Source organism: Amycolatopsis sp. NPDC021455 (assembly GCF_040640995.1).
Taxonomy (GTDB): domain Bacteria; phylum Actinomycetota; class Actinomycetes; order Mycobacteriales; family Pseudonocardiaceae; genus Amycolatopsis.
In genome coordinates, this window is sequence record NZ_JBFACT010000055.1 from 43,931 (window position 1) to 61,535 (window position 17,605).

General features: G+C 71.7%; 19 protein-coding genes. 8 read left to right on the plus strand and 11 right to left on the minus strand.

Features of this window, described 5'->3' with window-relative positions; all coding sequences use genetic code 11:
- Positions 1-72: 72 nt before the first annotated feature.
- Genes AB0G28_RS37555 through AB0G28_RS37565 form a run of 3 tightly spaced genes read left to right on the plus strand, consistent with a single transcriptional unit; the run spans position 73 to position 3,190 of the window.
- Positions 73-1,191: an arabinofuranosidase catalytic domain-containing protein gene (locus AB0G28_RS37555; RefSeq protein WP_361100722.1), complete on the plus strand. Its 1,119-nt coding sequence runs from the start codon at positions 73-75 to the stop codon at positions 1,189-1,191.
- Positions 1,172-1,585, plus strand: a complete 414-nt coding sequence (locus AB0G28_RS37560) for an AbfB domain-containing protein (RefSeq protein ID WP_361100777.1) — start codon at positions 1,172-1,174, stop codon at positions 1,583-1,585. The genes AB0G28_RS37555 and AB0G28_RS37560 overlap by 20 nt, the downstream gene beginning before the upstream one ends.
- Positions 1,586-1,636: 51 nt before the next feature.
- A complete protein-coding gene (locus tag AB0G28_RS37565) occupies positions 1,637-3,190 on the plus strand; it encodes an alpha-L-arabinofuranosidase B (protein ID WP_361100725.1) in 1,554 nt (517 codons plus the stop codon).
- 94 nt (positions 3,191-3,284) lie between these two features.
- Here the strand turns inward: AB0G28_RS37565 and AB0G28_RS37570 are convergent, their stop codons facing one another.
- From AB0G28_RS37570 to AB0G28_RS37595, 6 genes are read right to left on the minus strand one after another with little or no spacing between them, the layout of a single operon-like run.
- Positions 3,285-4,082, minus strand: coding sequence for a creatininase family protein (locus AB0G28_RS37570; protein ID WP_361100728.1), 798 nt, complete (start codon positions 4,080-4,082; stop codon positions 3,285-3,287).
- Positions 4,079-5,413, minus strand: a complete 1,335-nt coding sequence (locus AB0G28_RS37575) for an FAD-binding oxidoreductase (protein ID WP_361100731.1) — start codon at positions 5,411-5,413, stop codon at positions 4,079-4,081. The genes AB0G28_RS37570 and AB0G28_RS37575 overlap by 4 nt, the downstream gene beginning before the upstream one ends.
- Before the next feature lie 11 nt (positions 5,414-5,424).
- Positions 5,425-6,615, minus strand: a complete 1,191-nt coding sequence (locus tag AB0G28_RS37580; RefSeq protein ID WP_361100734.1) for an ABC transporter substrate-binding protein — start codon at positions 6,613-6,615, stop codon at positions 5,425-5,427.
- A gap of 50 nt (positions 6,616-6,665) precedes the next feature.
- Entirely contained in the window at positions 6,666-7,517 is an 852-nt protein-coding gene (locus AB0G28_RS37585) for an ABC transporter permease subunit (protein WP_361100737.1), read from the minus strand.
- Complete coding sequence (locus tag AB0G28_RS37590; RefSeq protein ID WP_361100740.1) at positions 7,517-8,284, minus strand: ABC transporter ATP-binding protein; 768 nt, start codon at positions 8,282-8,284, stop codon at positions 7,517-7,519. Before AB0G28_RS37590 ends, AB0G28_RS37585 begins: the two co-directional genes overlap by 1 nt.
- 10 nt (positions 8,285-8,294) lie before the next feature.
- Positions 8,295-9,551: an amidohydrolase family protein gene (locus AB0G28_RS37595; protein WP_361100743.1), complete on the minus strand. Its 1,257-nt coding sequence runs from the start codon at positions 9,549-9,551 to the stop codon at positions 8,295-8,297.
- A 141-nt stretch (positions 9,552-9,692) separates the two neighbouring features.
- Between AB0G28_RS37595 and AB0G28_RS37600 the strand changes: the two genes are divergently transcribed.
- From AB0G28_RS37600 to AB0G28_RS37615, 4 genes are read left to right on the plus strand one after another with little or no spacing between them, the layout of a single operon-like run.
- Complete coding sequence (locus tag AB0G28_RS37600; RefSeq protein ID WP_361100746.1) at positions 9,693-10,298, plus strand: XRE family transcriptional regulator; 606 nt, start codon at positions 9,693-9,695, stop codon at positions 10,296-10,298.
- A complete protein-coding gene (locus AB0G28_RS37605) occupies positions 10,295-11,227 on the plus strand; it encodes a PDR/VanB family oxidoreductase (RefSeq protein WP_361100749.1) in 933 nt (310 codons plus the stop codon). The genes AB0G28_RS37600 and AB0G28_RS37605 overlap by 4 nt, the downstream gene beginning before the upstream one ends.
- Positions 11,228-11,236: 9 nt before the next feature.
- Positions 11,237-12,532 carry an amidohydrolase family protein gene (locus tag AB0G28_RS37610; RefSeq protein WP_361100752.1) on the plus strand — a complete coding sequence of 432 codons (1,296 nt, stop codon included), beginning with the start codon at positions 11,237-11,239 and terminating at the stop codon, positions 12,530-12,532.
- Positions 12,533-12,589: 57 nt separating this feature from the next.
- A complete protein-coding gene (locus AB0G28_RS37615) occupies positions 12,590-13,423 on the plus strand; it encodes an ACT domain-containing protein (protein WP_361100756.1) in 834 nt (277 codons plus the stop codon).
- A gap of 71 nt (positions 13,424-13,494) precedes the next feature.
- Here AB0G28_RS37615 and AB0G28_RS37620 read toward each other — a convergent pair whose 3' ends face one another.
- Positions 13,495-14,121 (minus strand): response regulator transcription factor, encoded by a 627-nt coding sequence (locus AB0G28_RS37620; RefSeq protein ID WP_361100759.1) that lies wholly within the window; start codon positions 14,119-14,121, stop codon positions 13,495-13,497.
- Positions 14,118-15,173 (minus strand): sensor histidine kinase, encoded by a 1,056-nt coding sequence (locus AB0G28_RS37625; RefSeq protein WP_361100762.1) that lies wholly within the window; start codon positions 15,171-15,173, stop codon positions 14,118-14,120. The genes AB0G28_RS37620 and AB0G28_RS37625 overlap by 4 nt, the downstream gene beginning before the upstream one ends.
- A 155-nt stretch (positions 15,174-15,328) precedes the next feature.
- Here AB0G28_RS37625 and AB0G28_RS37630 point away from each other — a divergent pair, with 155 nt between their 5' ends.
- A complete protein-coding gene (locus AB0G28_RS37630) occupies positions 15,329-15,901 on the plus strand; it encodes a hypothetical protein (RefSeq protein WP_361100765.1) in 573 nt (190 codons plus the stop codon).
- Positions 15,902-15,909: 8 nt separating this feature from the next.
- Here the strand turns inward: AB0G28_RS37630 and AB0G28_RS37635 are convergent, their stop codons facing one another.
- The 3 genes from AB0G28_RS37635 to AB0G28_RS37645 are packed head-to-tail and all read right to left on the minus strand — an operon-like array spanning position 15,910 to position 17,466.
- Positions 15,910-16,176: a DUF6510 family protein gene (locus tag AB0G28_RS37635; protein WP_361100768.1), complete on the minus strand. Its 267-nt coding sequence runs from the start codon at positions 16,174-16,176 to the stop codon at positions 15,910-15,912.
- 1 nt (position 16,177) lies between these two features.
- Positions 16,178-16,900, minus strand: a complete 723-nt coding sequence (locus tag AB0G28_RS37640) for a ferredoxin reductase (RefSeq protein WP_361100771.1) — start codon at positions 16,898-16,900, stop codon at positions 16,178-16,180.
- Positions 16,870-17,466: a sulfite oxidase-like oxidoreductase gene (locus AB0G28_RS37645; protein ID WP_361100774.1), complete on the minus strand. Its 597-nt coding sequence runs from the start codon at positions 17,464-17,466 to the stop codon at positions 16,870-16,872. Before AB0G28_RS37645 ends, AB0G28_RS37640 begins: the two co-directional genes overlap by 31 nt.
- Positions 17,467-17,605: the final 139 nt, after the last annotated feature.

A 17,605-nucleotide genomic window follows, 5' to 3' on the forward strand; every position in this document is an offset into this window, starting at 1 on the left:
AACATTCGTCATCGATGAACAAGGGAGTTCATGATGCCCGCGCTGCCCGTGTTCCGCCGACTGTGTCGTGGAGTGACTGTCTCTTCGGCCGTGGTGGCGCTCGTTTTGCCCGTCTTGATCGCTTTCGGCGGCACTTCGCAGGCCGCCGCGCAAGGGCCCTGCGACATCTACGCCGCGGGCGGCACGCCGTGCGTCGCGGCGCACAGCACCACCCGCGCGTTGTTCGCTTCCTACAACGGTTCGCTCTACCAGGTGCAGCGGGCCTCGGACAACGCGGTGCGGGACATCGGGCTGCTGTCCGCCGGAGGTATCGCCGACGCGGCGGCGCAGGACGCGTTCTGCGCGGGCACCACGTGCACCATCACCCGCGTCTACGACCAGACCGGCAGCAGCGGCAACACGCTGGTCTACCAGGGGCCCGGGGGAACCGGCGGCGCGGACACCGCAGCCGTCGCCACCACCGAGGCCCTGACCGTGGGCGGTCGCAAGGCGTACGCGTTGTACATCAACCCCGGCAACAGCTACTTCGCCGGCGGCTCCGGGGTGCCGACCGGCAGCTCGCCGGAAGGCGAGTACATGGTCACCAGCGGAACCCACGTCAACAACGGCTGCTGCTTCGACTACGGCAACACCGAGACCGATCACCGCGCCGACGGCAACGGTGCCATGGACGCGATCAACTTCGGCACGGAATGCTGGTTCGGCGGCTGCAGCGGAACCGGGCCATGGGTGCAGGCGGACCTGGAGAACGGCCTGTTCTCCGGCGGCAGCAAGACGTGGAACTCGGGCCAGGTCGCCCAGCCGAGCCACTTCGTCACCGCGATGCTGAAGAACAACGGCACCACCCAGATGGCGCTGCAGGGCGCCAACGCCCAGTCCGGGAGCCTGACCAAGTTCTACGGCGGCGCGCTGCCCAGCGGCTACAACCCGATGCACAAGCAGGGCGCGATCATCCTCGGCAGCGGCGGGGACTGCTGCCAGACCAACCGGAACGCCAGCGCGGGCACCTTCTACGAAGGCGCCATGGTCAAGGGGTATCCCTCCGACGCCACCGACGCCGCGGTCCAGGCCAACATCGCCGCGGCCGGCTACGCCACCGGCACCACCCCCTTCACCCCCGGGCGCGAAGGTTTCGCTGCAGGCCACCACTTCCTGCTGCACCAACGAATACCTGCGGCACGACACGAGTGACGACAAGGTCGTGATCGCGCCGGTGACCGCGGGCAGCGCTTCCGCCGACAAGGCGGCCGCCACCTGGATCGTCCGGCCCGGCCTGGCCGACGGCAGCTGCGTCTCCTTCGAGTCGGCCGACGCGGCGGGCAGCTACCTGCGGCACTACGCGTTCCAGCTCCACCTCCAGCCGAAGGACGCGACCGCCCAGTTCGCCGCCGACGCCACCTTCTGCCCGAAGCCGGGAAACAGCGGCACGGGATATTCGTTCCCGTCGTACAACTACCCGGCCAAGTACCTCCGCCACTACGCCTCCACGGCCTACATCGCGAGCAACGGCGGCACCAACGCCTGGGACACCACCTCGCTGTGGCGTGAGGACACCACCTGGCTCGCCGCAGCCCCCTGGAACTGACCACGCACCGGAAGTCCAGTGACGCATTTCCCACCGTGTGAAGGAGATTCGATGACCCGTCGACCGTGGATCCGCCGCGCCCTCCTGGCGGCCGGCACCACCAGCCTCGCCGCGGGCCTGCTCGCGGCCACGGCCACCACCTCGCAGGCGGCCGCCCAAGGGCCGTGCGACATCTACGCCGCGGGCAACACCCCGTGCGTGGCCGCGCACAGCACCACACGTGCCCTGTACGCGGCCTACAACGGCCCGCTGTACCAGGTGCGGCGCGCGTCCGACAACACGACCAAGGACATCGGCGTGCTGACCGCCGGCGGGTACGCCGACGCCGCCGCGCAGGATTCCTTCTGCGCCAACACCAGTTGCGTCATCACCGTCATCTACGACGAGTCCGGCAAGGGCAACCACCTCACCCAGGCGCTCCGGGGGCACTGGCCCGGCCCGGCCGCGGGCGGCAACGACAACCTCGCCAACGCATTCGAGGCGCCCGTCACGGTCGGCGGCCACAAGGCGTACGGCGTCTACATCGCTCCCGGCACCGGCTACCGCAACAACAACACCAACGGCATCGCAACCGGTGACCAGCCGGAGGGGATGTACGCCATCTTCGACGGCACGAACTACAACGGCGGCTGCTGCTTCGACTACGGCAACGCCGAGACGAGCGGCAACGACGACGGCAACGGCACCATGGAGGCCATCTACTTCGGCAACAACAAGGGCTGGGGCTACGGCAGTGGCGCCGGCCCCTGGATCATGGCCGACCTGGAGAACGGCCTGTTCTCCGGCGTGAACCAGCACTTCAACGCGAACGACCCGACGGTCAGCAACCGGTTCCAGACCGCGATCGTCAAGGGCGGCCCGAACCAGTGGGCCATCCGCGGCGCCAACGCGCAGTCGGGCGGCCTGTCCACCTACTACAGCGGCGTGCGCCCCAACGTCGCCGGCTACAACCCGATGAAGAAGCAGGGTGCGATCATCCTCGGCATCGGTGGTGACAACAGTGTCGGCGGCCGCGGCACCTTCTACGAAGGCGTCATGACCGCGGGCTACCCCTCGGACGCCACCGAGAACGCGGTCCAGGCCAACATCACCGCGGCCGGCTACAGCAGTGCCCCCACCGGCGCCGGAACTCTCACGCCCGGTGCCAAGGTCTCCCTCCAGGCGACGACGGCGTGCTGCACGTCCGACTACCTGCGCCACAACGACGCCGACGACAAGGTCGTCATCTCCGCCGTCGACTCCACCAGCACGGCCACCCTCAAGGCCGACGCCACCTGGATCGTCCGGGCGGGCCTGGCCAACACCTCCTGCCTGACCTTCGAGTCGGCCGACCAACCCGGCCGGTTCCTGCGCCACTACGCGTTCCAGCTCCACCTGAACGCCGACGACGGAGGAACCGCGTTCGCCCAGGACGCGACGTTCTGCCCCACCACCGGCAACAGCGGCGTCGGGCGGTCGTTCCAGTCGGTCAACTACCCGACGAAGTACATCCGCCACTACAACTTCACGGGTTACGTGGCGAGCAATGGCGGCAGCAACGCCTGGGACTCCACGACATCGTGGGCCCAGGACACCAGCTGGCTCGTCGCCTCGCCCTGGAGCTGACGAGACACCCACCGACCGCGAGCACGGCTTCCCCGCGGGGTCGCAGGGGAGCCGTGCTCGCACACCTGGCCGGAAGATCCTCGTCGGGTGCCGGTCATTCGAACCGTGCGCGTGCCGCGGGGTGGTGCTCGAAGCGGGCGATCTCGCGGAGGGACTCGACCGCCTGGCGCACGGACGCTTCCCAGAGCACCTCGCCGTAGGCCGGTGTCGCTTGCGTGGGGTCGCCGACGACGCCCGGCGTGCCGAAGTCGTCCGACAGCCAGCCGAAGCTCACGGGGCGCCCGTTGAATCCGATGTGCCGGAAGTCCGCGAGGTGCTCGGGCACCCAGCGCTCAGCCCGCGAGAGGTCCACCAGGTCGGGGCGCAGATGCAGGACGAGGGAGGTCTCCGCGGCGCCGCCGTGGATGCCGAGCTCCCGTTCGTCGAGCCCTTCGCCCGCGGGCGGGGCCGTGCGGACGAGCGCAGGCATGAGGAACGTCTTGAGCCCGGAGCGTTTCCGGATTTCCCGCAGCGCCACCTGCAGGAGCGCGACGTTGCCGCCGTGACCGTTGAGGAACACGAGCGTCCCGGCTCCCACGAGCTCCACGGCCCGCCCGATTTCGACGACGGTGCGGAACAGCGTCTCGGTGTCGAGCCAGACCGTGCCGGGGGCCCAGCTGTGTTCGTCCGACTTCGTGTAGGTGAGGGTGGGGAGCTGCCACACGTCGACGCCCTCGGCCGCGCCGCGTTCGACGGCGGCGCCGGCCACTGCTTCCGCGAGCAGGGCGTCGGTGCTGAGCGGCAGGTGCGGTCCGTGGTGCTCGATCGCGCCCGTGGGGAGGACGACGATCGATTCCCGGCCGATCCGATCCGCGAGGGACGGGCCCGCGAGGTCGGCGATGGCGCGGTTCATATCTTGGCCTGCGCGGGCAGCGTCACGGCGAGCTCGGGCACGCCGAGGTGGCCGGGGTTGAGCAGCCCGTCCGGGTCGGTGCGTTCCTTGAGCGCGAGGAGCTCTTCGACGCCGTGGTCCACGTAGAACTGGTGCGGGCTGTGCACGCGCACACCGAGTTCGACGAGCTTCGCGTACCCCGCGTAGACGTCCGCCGCGCCCGTGTATTCCGCGGTGAGCATCCCGATGGGGAAGCGGTGCGCGGCCTCGATGTGCAGCATGCCGCCGGGGTACACGGCTTCGACGTCGTGGATGCGGTCGATCAGCGCCTCGCCGCCGACCTCGACGTGGAAGTACTCCTTGCCGGGGCTGTTCTTCTTGAGCCACCAGATGGGGTGGTTGTAGGAGAGCATCGAAACCTTGACCGTTTGCTGAGCCCCTTCGCGCACGTCCTCGACCGAGCCGCCGGCGGCGGAGATGAGCGCCGCCGCCTCGTCGAGCGCCGCCGCGTCGATGATCGCGCGCAGGCTGGCGCGCCCGGCGGGGATCGCCGGGTCCGCGGGGAGCCGTTCCGCGATGGCGGCCCGGTCCGCGCTCACGAGCCGGGGCAGCGGCTCGATCGAACGCAACGTCCGTACCGCACCGAGGGCTTCCTCGAAGGTGGGGAAGCTCGCGTAGACAGCGCGCCAGTCCTGGGCGGGTTCGAGTCGCACGGTCGCGCGGGCGATCACGCCCGCGGTGCCGTAGGTGTGCACGAAGGTCCGCGCGTCGTCGCCCTCGACGTGGGCGAGGGTCGGCTCGGGGCCTGGGAGGGCGACGTCGAGCGCGACGACGAAGCCCTCCCAGTTCGAGCCGTGCGCGATCGACCCCGTGCCGCCCGAGCCCCCGGAGAGGAAACCGCCCACAGTGGACTGTGCGGTCGACGGGTACATCCAGATCTGCTGGCCGCTCGCGTCGGCCGCCCGTTCCAGCTGGACCATGGAGGCGCCGGCTTCCGCCGTGATGACGCCGTCGCCCACTTCGACGATGGCGCGGGCGCGGGTGGTGTCGAGAACCAGGCCGCCGTGCAGCGGGATGCCCTGCCCGTAGTTGCCGGTGCCCTTGCCGCGTGCGGTGACGGGCACGCGGTGGCGGGTCGCGGCGGCGACGACCGCCGCGATCTCGTCCGCGTTCGCCGGGTAGGCCACGAGATCGGCGAGGCCGAGCGGGAGCTGCTCGGAGAGGATGGGGCTCAACGTGGCCTCGTCGACCGAGGCCCGTTCGCGGGTCTTGAGGTCGGCGCTCACGCCGCGTTCGCCGAGCAGTCCGACGAGTTCGGCGTGGAGCGCCTCGATGCGTTCGGTGCTGGTCATGGCGCTCCTGTTCACCAGCCGAGGCTGATCTTCGGGTCGAGGAACTGGTTCGTGACGAGGTCGCCCGCGACGAGGCCGTCCTTGACGTGCCCGCCGGACCTGGTGAAGATCGGCGCCGCCAGCTTGATGAGGTCCGTGACGCGCTTTTCGTCCATCGCGCCGACGTGGCCGTGGCCGGCGTCGGTCGCGATCTTGAGGTCCTTCATCTGCGCGACGGCGGCCTTGCCCACCTCGGCGTCGTAGGTCCAGCCGTTGTTGTACGCCTGCACCAGCTTGACGATGAGGTCGTTCGTCGCCTCCGGGTTCTTCAGGAAGTCGACGTCGGCCTGCTGCATCACGGGCACGAGCTTCTTCAGGCACGGCGAGAGCGAAGCGAGGTCGCCGGTGCGGACGGACATCGTCTCGGGGTACGGGGACCAGCCGGTGTCCGCGACGAGCTGGAACTTGAGCGGCTTGCCCCACGCGGCGATTTCGTTCTGGTAGACGTACGGTTCGGCGGTCGCGAAGCCCTGCTGCGCGTCCTTTCCCTTGGCGGTCACGAACTTCGCCGGGGCGCCGTCGTAACTCCCGTCGATGACGCCGGCCGGCAGGTAGCCCGCGTCGGTGAGATACGACATGTAGGCGGCGCCCTTGAAGTACCGGACGACGCCACCGTTCGCCTGGAGTTTGGTGCCGAGGTCCTTGATCGTGGCGACGTCCGGGTAGGTCTTCGGGTCCCACATGATCATCATCGGGGACTTGTCGTTCTCGGCGAACACGGCCGTGGTCGGCAGGTCCCCGGAGAACTGGACGGCCTCGTCGGTGGAGACGTAGCCGAGGGTGATCGACTTGTCCTGCTTCAGCTGCGCCGAGACGGTCGAGTAGCCGATCGCCGGCCCGCCGGCGCGGACTTCGAGCTTGACGCCGGTCGGCTTGCCGTTGGCGTACAGGTCGCCCGTCACGGACTTCTTGCTCGCGTCGATCGAGGGGTTCGGGCCGAGCAGCTGGTAGACGTGCCCGTGGTCGGCCTCGGGGTTCCAGTCGGTCTGGACGACGACCGTCGACGGGCACACGCCGGCGAGGTCGACGGCGGGACCGGTCGGGGCGGGCGCCGAGGACAGCCCACCGGCGTCGGCCGATCCGCTCCCGCCGCAGGCCGTGAGGACGGCGGCGAGGGTGGCGACGGACAGGGTGATGGCGGCGGTGCGGGGTCGAGTGCGCATGGGGCTCCGGTTTCAGGGTGCGGCGGGGTTTCGGACGGGGACGGGGTGGGTCAGGAGAAGTCGAACCAGCGGCCGACGGCGAGCCGGCCGATGAGCCCGAAGGCGAGGAAGACGGCGATGCCGTAGAGGGAGGCGATGATGATCGTCGCGTACAGCTCGGGACCCAGCAGCCGGGAAGCGGTGACCTGGATGAGGACGCCGAGGCCGGGATCGCCGCGCTGGAAGAACTGGTCGCCGACGATCGCGCCGATCACGGACAGGCCCGCCGAGGTGCGGAGGCCGACGAAGATCGAGGGGAGCGCGGCCGGGATCTGCAGTTTGACCAGGCGGGTCAGCCGGCCCGCGCCCTGGAGCGCGAAGAGCTCGCGTTGCGCCCGGTCCGTGGAGTGCAGGCCGAAGAGCGTGTTGGAGACCATGGGGAACAGCGCGATCATGACGGTGACGATCACGCGGGAGAGGAAGGCGTAGCCGAACAGCGCCCCGATGAGCGGCACGAGCGCGAGGATCGGCACGCACTGGAGCACGACGGCGTACGGGTACAACGCCTTCTCGAGGCCCTTGGCCTGAGCCATCACGGTGGCCCACAGGACGCCGAGGACGATGGCGGCGGCGAGCCCGGTGAGCGACACGACCGTGGTGCGGCCGAGTGCGGCCCACAGCTCGGCGTTGAACCCGGTCGGTTTGCCGTCGGGACGCGTGTCGTGGACGATCGCCTGCAGCACGAGGTGCGGGTAGGGCACGAGGTAGGGCAGCTCGACCGTCCGGTCGTAGTACGCCGCCACGCCGTACCACAGCCCGACGAAAACGCCGAAGGCCACGGCGGGCTGCCACCACGACAGCCGGCGCCGGACCGTGCGTGCCGCGGTCGCGCGGCGGACCGCGGTTTCCTGGAGCGTGGCCATCAGCGGTGCCCCTCCCTGAGTGCGTGCGAGACGTCGCCCACGAGCTCGGCGAACTCGGCGGTGAAGCGGATGTCGGGGTCCCGGGGCATCGGGAACGGCACGTCGAACCGCGCCACGATGGAGCCCGGCCGGCCGGACATGACGACGACCTTGGTCGAGAGGTAGACGGCCTCGGAGACCGAGTGCGTGACGAACAGCCCGGCGAAGCGCTGTTCGACGAACAGCCGCAGGAGTTCGTCGTTGAGGCGTTCGCGGGTGATCTCGTCGAGTGCCCCGAACGGCTCGTCGAACAGGAACAGTTCGGGGTCGAGCGTGAGCGACCGCGCGAGGGAGACGCGCATCTTCATGCCGCCCGAGAGCTGTTTCGGCAGATGCTTCTCGAAGCCGTCGAGGCCGACGAGGCCGATCGCGGCGGCCGCCTTCGCGGCCCGGTCCGCGTTGGTCATCCGGTGGAGCTCGGCGAGGAGTTCGACGTTGCCCTGGACCGATCGCCACGGAAGGAGCGTCGCGTCCTGGAAGACGTAGCCGATGCGGCTCGCGCTCACGTCGGCCGCTCCGCCCGAAGCCGACTCGAGGCCCGACGCGATGCGCAGGAGCGTGGACTTGCCGCAGCCGCTCGGGCCCACGATCGAGACGAACTCGCCGCGGTCCACGCTGAGGTCGACGCCGCCGAGCGCCGCCGTGCCGTCGGGGAAGACGAGGTCGACGTCGTGGAAATCCAGCAGGGTCGAGCGGACGGCGGGCTCGGCCGCGGTCGTGGTGGACATGCCATTCCCTTCAGGAAGCGGTGACGGACAGGGCCGGGAGTTCGCGCCGGGTCTCGGTGATCGCGACGACGCGCCCGCGGTGGATGACGACGCGGTCGGCGGGCGCGGTGGCGATCGCGTCGACGAGGTTCACGGCCCCGATGGTCAGGAAGTCGGCCTGGGCGCCGACCGACGGTCCCGCGGCGGGCAGTCCCAGGACGGAGCGCGCCCCGGTGCTCACGAGCCCGTAGGCCTCCTCCGGCGAAAGATGGCCCGCGGTCACGAGAAGCGACGCGGTTTCGAGTGCGTCGCCGCGGCCCACCGGGTTGAACGGATCGCGCACGTTGTCCGCCCCGGCACCGAGCCGGACGCCCGCGTCGAGCAGCTCGCGCACCGGCGCGAGGCCGCGCGGCGTCGCGACGGCGTGCTCCCAGCCCTGGAGGTAGAGGTTCGTGATGGGCAGGGTGACGATACCGAGGTCCGCGGCTTTGACTTCGGTGATGATCGCGTCCCGGCGCGCGGCGTCCAGGGTGCCGAGCCGCACGCAGTGGCCGGCTGTGCGCGGGCGGTCGTCCGGCCAGCCGCGGACCGCGCGGGCGTAGGCGTCGAGGGTGACGGGGCCGAACAGGTTTTCGTCGGCGTGGAGGTCGGCGCCGATCCCGCGCCGCTGCGCGATGGCCAGCAGCCGGGCGAGGTCCGCCGCGGGATCGGGGGCCAGGTGCGGCGCACCGCCGACGAGGTCGACGCCGGCGTCCAGGACCGCTTCCACGTGGTGGTCGGGGCAGTGCGGCCCGGCGAGCGCCACGAGCTGGATGTCCATCAGGCCCGCGAGTTCCGCCCGGACCTGCACGAGCGCACGGGCTCCGCGCGTGACGTCTTCGAGGTCCGCATCGCCGTCGCCGAGAACGTCCACATGGGACCGGATCGCGGTGGTGCCCGCGGCGAGCATCGCGAGGGCCTGCGCCCGGGCACGCTCGGCGATCGACTCGACGCTCATTCCCGTGGCGTGGCAACGCCAAGCGTCGATCGCGGCGCCGAGGTCGCCGAGCTTCGGGTTGATGGCGTCGAAACTCCCGGCCTTGTCGAGATGCGCGTGGGGCTCGGCCGGTGCCGGAAGCAGCAGCCGGCCGGCCAGATCGAGCGTCGGCCCGGGACCTGGCTCCGTTCCGGGCCGGTGCTCGGTGATCCCGGTGACCACGCCCGAGGCGAACGAGAGGTCCACGACGCGCCCGCCGGGCAGCTGCGCGTTGCGCACCGCGGTGAGCGGGCGGGGCAGCGAGTTCGCCATGGGGTTCTCCGGTCTCGGGTGTTGCGCAACCGCGGGGATGCTGTAAATGTTGACGGCATCAACATCGCCGAACGGTACGGAGCCGAGATTTCCGATGTGTAAATCCCCGTGTTCTTTGTGTTGCCCCTGCGACCAGGCGGGATGGTCGCCGTGAAGGACGGGTCTTCCCGGGTCGTCGACGACCAGGCCGAGCGGGTCGGCGCGCGCATCCGCGAGCTGCGCCGGTCCCGTGGCCTCACGCTCGTCCAGCTGGCCGGGCGCACGGGACTTTCGCACCCGTTCCTCAGCCAGCTCGAGCGAGGACACACGCGGCCGAGCATGGTTTCGCTCGACCGCATCGCGAAGGCCCTCGGCACCACCCAGGTCGAGCTCATCGCCGCCGGTGGCCCGGGCCTGCCGGACACCGACGTCGGGCGGCCCGACGTGCTGCGCGCCGGTGAGGGCGCCCGCAACCAGTTCCCCAACGGCGAGGTCAGGTTGCTCACGCGAGGCAGGCGGGCGTTCGATCCGATCGAGTGGACCGGGACGACCACCGAGTTCGGGGACTACTTCCGCCACCCCGAGGACGAGTTCGTCCACGTCGTGAGCGGGGCGCTCCTGCTGGACCTCGAGAAGGACGGGACGGTCCGGCTCGAAGCGGGAGACTCCGTCTACTACCCGGGCGGCACGGCACACCGCTGGTGCTCGCCCGACGGATCGCGGTTCCACCTCGTCGTGGTGAAACAGAAACTCGGGGAGGACGGATGATCGACCTCGTCGTGCTCTCGAAGTCCGCTGCCGCGGACGGGGTCGTGGTCCTGGACCTCGCGGCCACCAACGGCGGCAGCCTGCCCGCGTGGCGGCCCGGAGCGCACATCGACCTCGTGCTCCCGACGGCGGACGAGCGGCAGTACTCGCTGTGCGGGCCGTTGGCCGCGGACACCTGGCGGATCGCCGTGCGGCGGGCCGAGCCGGGCCGCGGGGGATCGGCGTACGTCCACGATGTCCTCGATGCCGGGACGTCGCTGCGGGCCCGTGGACCGGTCAGCCATTTCGAGTTCCGGCCGGAGGTTCCGGCGCTCTTCGTCGCCGGCGGCATCGGCATCACGCCGATCCTGCCCATGATCGAGGCGGCCGAGGCGAGCGGCACGCCGTGGCGGCTGGTTTACGCCGGGCGCACCCGGGCGTCGATGGCGTTCGCCGACGACCTGGAACGCCGTCACCCCGGGAAGGTCGAGCTGAGGGTGAGCGCCGAGGGCGCCCGGCTCGACCCCGGCCGGCTCCTGGAGGTTCCCGCGGCGGGAACCGTCGTCTACTGCTGCGGGCCCGCGGGGCTCATGGACGCCGTCGAAGCGGCGATGCGGTCGTGGCCGCGCGGTTCCCTGCAAGTCGAGCGGTTCGCGCCGAAGACCCTCCCGGTGCAGGCCGATGCCGCATTCGAGGTCGAGCTGGCGCTGTCCGGCCAAACCCTTCCGGTGCCGCCCGGGAAGTCCATCTTGGACGTCGCGGAAGAGGCCGGGGTACTCGTGCTCTCCTCGTGCCGCGAGGGCACCTGCGGGACGTGCGAGACCGCGATCCTCGACGGCGCCGCCGAGCACCGGGACTCGATCCTCGGCGAAGACGAGCAGGCCGCGAACCGCACGATGATGATCTGTGTCTCGCGCTCGCGCGGCGACCGGCTCGTCCTCGATCTGTGAAAGGGACCCATGCTGACGATCCGGGGCGCCGAGCGCATTCTCGTCGACTCGTCCACAGAGGACAGTGGCGAGCTCGCGCTCGAAGACGGTTCCCCGCACCGCACGGTGCTCGACGCCGGCGGATGCGTGGTGACGCCGGGGCTGGTGAACGCCCACCACCACCTCCTGCAGAGCGCGTTCCGCACCTTGCCCGGAACGCGGGGGGTGCCGATGGCCGAGTGGCTGCCCGCGATGGCCGCCGCCTACGGGCGGGTGGGCCACGACCCGGAGGCCTACGCCGTCGCCGCCTCGGTGGGTGCCGCCGAAAGCCTCCTGTGCGGTGTCACGACCATCGCGGACCACCACCTGAACTGGCCGCACGGCGCCCCGATCGCGGACACGGTCGAACTCGCGAGGGCGACGGCCGGGGCCGTCCGGTTCCTCGGTGCGCGGCTCGTCTTCGTCCGCGGCTCTGCGCGGGACGATCCGGAGTGGGCCGGCGAGTCCGCCGAGGCCATCGTGACCGCGCTCGTTCCCGGGGCCGCCGGCGGGATCTCGCCCGACGGCATGCTCCAGGTCGCGGTCGGCCCGGCCGGGGTCCATTCCGACGCACGGGAGACGTTCGCGGCCCTCGGTGCGGTCGCGGCCCGCCACCGCCTGCGCCGCCGGACTCAGGCCAACGAGCAGGTCGACACCGCGATCGCCGTCGAGCGCTACGGGCGCAGGCCGCTCCAGCTCCTCGACGAATGGGGCTGGCTGGAACCGGACGTCACCGTGGCACACCTGTGCGACGTCACGCCCGGAGAGATCCGCCTGCTCGCGCGGGCAGGGGTGACCGCGACGCACGCGCCGGGGTGCGACGTGCCCATGGGGTGGGGCGTGGCACCGGTCGCCGCGCTGCTCGAGGCGGGCGTCGTCGTCGGCCTGGGGACGAGCGGCGGGGGAAGCAACGACGCCGGGCACCTGCTCGCCGATGCCCGGCTCGCCCTTCAGGTCTCCGGCCTCGTGGGCGCGCAGCTTCCCGCGCGCACCGTGCTCGGGATGGCCACGGCGGGATCCGCGGCGGGGCTGGGTCGGCCCGAGCTCGGGCAGCTCGGTGCCGGGTCGGCAGGTGACCTGTGCGTGTGGGACGTGTCCGGGGTCGCCGACGCGGGCGTGCACGATCCGATCGCGGGACTGCTGTGGGCATCGCCCGGCCGGCGGCCGAAACACGTGGTCGCCGGGGGACGTGTCGTCGTGCGGGACTACCGGCTGGTCACGGCCGACGAGGCGGAACTCGCGGCTCGCCTGCGCGAACGGCTCGCCCGCACCCCACCGACGGTTTAACTGAATCGTGACACCGACGGCGCGGGCGGGGTAAAGGAAAGACCGGACGCTGGCTGGATGACCGAAGCCGACGTACCGCCGAAGACCGGCGAGCGAGCGAGGACCTCGATCAGCCGTGAGCTGATCGAACTGGCGGCGCTGTTCATCGCCACCGGGGTCGCCGATCTGTTCGTCAGCACGTTGTCCCACGACCGTGTCGGGCCGGTCGTGCTGTTCGCGCTGGGTGGGCTGCTGGTGGCCACCGCCGGGTGGCGCCGGTGGTGGACTCACCGTCCTCGGCCGGCGCGGGCACGCGGCACCGCGGACGAGGATCCGCTGCGGACCGGGGTGGCGTGGCGGGTGCGTGCCACGGTGCGTGACGTGCCGGGGAGTTTGGCGGGGGTGACGGCGGCGTTGGCGGCGCACCGCTACGACATCGTCTCGTTGCAGGTGCTCGCGGTTCCGGATGGTGTGGTGGACGAGTTCTTCGTCCGCACGCCGGACGGGGCGACGGCGGCGGACATCGCCACGGTCACCGAACTGGGCGGCGGCCGGGACGTGCGGGTCGTCCGGGCGGACGTGCACGAGTTCGTCGACCTGCCGACCCGCGTGCTGACGATGGCGGCCGAGGAGGAACCGGACCTGGTCCGATTGCTGCCGGCGGTGCTGGGGGTTTGCCGCATCGAACGGAAACCCGCCGGGCGTCGCGGCAAGCGGGCCGGTGAAGGCATCGACGGAACGGTGCTGCGGCTGGTGGACACCGACGGCGGTCTGGTGGTGGTGACCCGGCCGTTGCTGCCGTTCACCCCGGTGGAGTTCGCGAGGGCCAAGGCCGTGCTCGATCTCCAGCGGCGGCTGGCCGGACCACGGGCCACCACGGCGGCCGGTGGTGAACCCGGCCGGCTTTCCTGATCCGCACCGACGGCACGGCCGCCGCCCGGCGCATCCGGCCGCACAATCCCCGGCTCCACCCGGCAGCACCCTCAGATCAGGCCCCGGTCCCGGGCATAGATCGCCGCCTGGGTGCGGTCACGGAGGCCGAGCCTGCTCAGGATGCGGGAAATGTGGTTCTTCACCGTTCCTTCGCTCAGGAACAGCCTCGTCGCGATCTCGCGGTTCGTCGCCCCGGTCGCGACCATGCGCAGCACCTCCGTCTCCCGGCTCGTCAACGCCTCGGCGGAAGCCGGGTGCGCCGACAGCGCCGCGGCCACGTGGCGGGCCGCCGCGTGGCCGAGCTGGGTGACGCCGGCGTGGGCCAGGCGGACCGATTCGGCCAGCTCCGCGGCCGGGAGGTCCTTCAGCAGGTAGCCGGCCGCGCCGGCCCGCAGCGCCTGCACGACGTACTCCTCGTCGTCGAACGTCGTCAGCATCACGACGCGGCAGTCCGGGGCACGGCGGCGCAGCACGGCGACCGCGTCGACGCCGTCCAGCTCCGGCATCCGCACGTCCATCAGCACCACGTCCGGGCCGAGCGCCAGGGTCCGCTCGATCGCCTCGCGGCCGGTGGCCGCCGTGCCGACCACCGAGATCCCCGGCTGGATGGCCAGCAGGGACGCGATGCCCTCGCGGACCAGCCGCTGGTCGTCGACCACGAGCACCCGCACGCTCACGGCACGGTCACCGTGACCCGGGTGCCCGCGCCCGGCTCGCTGTCGACCGACACCGTGCCGCCGACGAGCGCGGCGCGTTCTCGCAGGCCGAGCAGGCCGAACCCGGAATGGGCCGCGCCGGTGTCGAAGCCGCGGCCGTTGTCGGTGACGACCAGGCGAGTGCCGGCGCCGAAGGTCACCGACACCCGCACCTGATCGGCCCGGCCGTGCCTGCGGGCGTTCGTGACCGCCTCCTGCGCGGCCCGGTAGAGCGTGGTGACCGTCGCCGGGCCGAGGCCGGGTTCCTCGCCGTGCACGTCGAGCGCCACGCCCAGCTCGCGCAGCGCGCCGGTCAGGGAACGCCCGCCGCCCCGCAGCGTGCCGACCGACGTCCGGACGTCCTCCAGCGCGTGCCCGACCGAGCGGCGCGCGTCGGCCAAAGCCTGGCCGGCGACGTCCGGGTCCCGGCCGGCGAACGCGGCCGCCTTCTCCAGCTGGATGGAGACCGCGGTCAGGTGGTGGCCGAGGCTGTCGTGGATGTCGCGGGCCAGCCGGTTGCGTTCGGCCGCGGCGGAGAGCTCCGCCACCCGCGACGCGGCCCGCCGCTCCCGGACCGCGACGTCGGCCATCGCCAGGGCCAGCACCAGGCCGGTGGCGAACATGAGCACGTCGGACACGGACTCGGTGTCCCGGTACCAGCCGGGCACCCCCACCGCGAACCCGCCGACGAGCGCCGCCAGGCAGAGCCCGCCGAGCACGAGCCCGGCCGTGCGCCCGAACGTCAGGTACGCGGCGAACGGCACCAGCACGAACAGCGCCCGCGACAACCCGGACCCGTCGAGTGCGGCGACCGCGAAGAACAGCACCAGCCGCGCGACAAGGAACGCCACGGGCAGCCGGCTCACCCGCCGCTCGACGGCGTCCAGCACGAACAACGCGCCGATCCCGGCGACGAAGCCGGTGAGCCGGACCGGATTCGCCGGGCCGAGGCCGGCGACCGCGGAGTACAGCCCGGCCAGCAGCACGATCCCGTACACGGCACCGGAAACCCACGGCACGATCCGCGTCACCATCACCCGAGCCTACGGCCGTTCGCCGCCGCCCGGACCCGAGTTCGGCCACTCGGCACGTGCCGAGTGGCCACCCGGACACTGGCCGGCCGGCACTTCCCGCGCACCGGCGCGCTTTCTACCGTTCACGGAAACTGTTGCCTGCCAAGGAGATTCCCATGCTGACCCGACTGGGTGCCGGGTGCGGAGTGCTCGCCGGCCTCGCCATCGCCGTACCCGGCCTGATCGAGGCGGTCACCGGTGAAACCGCGCCGACGAGCTTCGTGCTCGGCCTGTCCCCGGCGTTCGCCGTCCCGTTGCTGACCGTGCTCCACCTGCGGCAGGCCCCGGCGGCCGGGGCGTTCGGTGCGGTGGCCTACACGGTGAACGCCGTCGGCCTCGGCCTCTTCGGCGGCGCCGCGTTCACGCTGAACCTGGCGTTGTTCTTCCTCGACGACGCGGTGACGAAGGAACTGCTGCGCGGCCCGACCACGGTGGCGCTGCTGGGCAGCGCGCTGGTCTTCGCCGCCGGCGCGGTGCTGTTCGGGGTGGCCATGCTGCGCGCCGGGATCCACCCCCGCGTCCCGGCGGTGGCCTACCTTGTGGCGCTGCCCGTGCTGGCGGTCGCGGCGCGGCTGCCGGACACCCCGCTCACGAGCGTCGTGCACGTCGTCGCCGGCGGGTCGCTGGTGTGGCTGTCGATCGGCGTCACGCAGGCCGCCTCACGCGAGACGGTGAACTCCAGTGCGTAGCGGCCGGGTCAGTCCGCTGTGGTCAGCCGCAGCGTGGCGATGCCGCGCATATCGAGCGTGGTGCCGGCCGGGGCTTCGGCGTAGCGGAGCAGGATCTGGTCGCAGCCGGGGCACCGGGCGACGTAGCCCATCGGTGCGCCGTACACGCGGGCCGAGGCGAGGGGGCCGGAGCGGCCGCAGCCCGCGCACGCGGCGACCGCAGTGGTCACCTCGGCGGTGAACACGCTGCTCAGCGGCCCGGCCAGCACGTTGCCGTCGAGGTGTCCGTCGGTCATCTCAGCCTCCGAAGCGTTCGGCGCGGACGCGAGCCGGGTCGTGGCCGGCGTCGATCAGCAAGCCCGTGACGGTCTCGACGAACGAGGTCGGCCCGCACACGTAACAGGTCGGTTCTTCCGCGGCGGGCAGCCCGTGCGCCGCCAGGTCCGCCGCGTCGATCCGGTGCGGCACGCGCCCGACGCCGTCCGGCGCCTCCCGCGTGTACAGCACGGTCACGTCCGGGTCGTCCAGCTCGCCGGCGAAGTAGACGTCCGAAGGGGTCCGGACCGAGTAGAGCAGCCGGAACGGCGGGCTCGCCGCCGAGCGGGCGCGCAGCATCGCCCTCAGCGGGGCGATCCCCGAGCCGCCGCCGATCAGCAGCACCGGGCCGGGTTGCTCCGGCCGCCACACGAACCAGCCGCCGAGCGGGCCGAGCAGCTCGACGACGTCCCCGACCTCGATGTCGCGCACGAGGTAGGGCGAGACTTCGCCGCCCGCGACCAGCTGCACGGTCAGCTCGACGAACTCGCCGTCGGCGGGCGCGGACAGCGAGTAGCTGCGCTGCGCGGTGTAGCCGTCCTCGGCCGTCAGCCGGAGGTCGGCGTGCTGCCCGGCGAGGTGTCCCGGCCAGCCGGGCACGGCGAACCTGAGGGTGCGTGCGGTGGCCGTCTCGTCGCGGATTTCGACGAGCCGGGCGGTCAGCCGGCGGTGGCCTAGTCGCCGTCGTAGCGCTGTTCCCGCCACGGGTCTCCGTAGTTGTGGTAGCCGAGCTCTTCCCAGAACCCGGGCTGGTCGTCGAGCATCAGCTGCAGCCCGCTGATCCACTTGGCGGACTTCCAGAAGTACAGGTGCGGCACGAGCAGCCGGACGGGTCCGCCGTGCACCGGCTCCAGGGGCTCGCCCTCGAACTCGAAGGCGAGCCACGCCTTGCCGTCGAGCACGTCCTCCAGCGGCAGGTTGGTGGTGTAGCCGCCGTGGCTGTGCGCGAGCACGTAGTCCGCGGCGGTGTCGACGTCCTCCAGCAGCACGTCGAGGGACACCCCGCGCCACGTCGTGCCGAGCTTCGACCAGCGGGTGACGCAGTGGATGTCGACGGTCGGCTCCTCGGCGGGCAGCGCCATCAGATCGGCCCAGGTCCAGGAATGCCGCTCGCCGTTCTCCGCGGTGACCGTGAACGACCAGTCGCTCGTGGACACCGGCGGGGTCGGCCCGGCCGACAGGACGGGGAAGTCCTCGGTGAGGTACTGACCCGGCGGCAGGGCGGCGTCCTGCTCACGACGCCCGTGGAAAGCCCGGCTGAACACGGCCACGCCATCCCCCTCTCGTCGGGCGCTCAATCTAACCCACCCACCGGCGGAGCGGGACATGTCCACTGACCTCGGCGTGACCAGTCTTGAGCCACCGGCACTACCCGGAGGGCTGCCGGTTCTCGGCCACACCGTGGCGTTC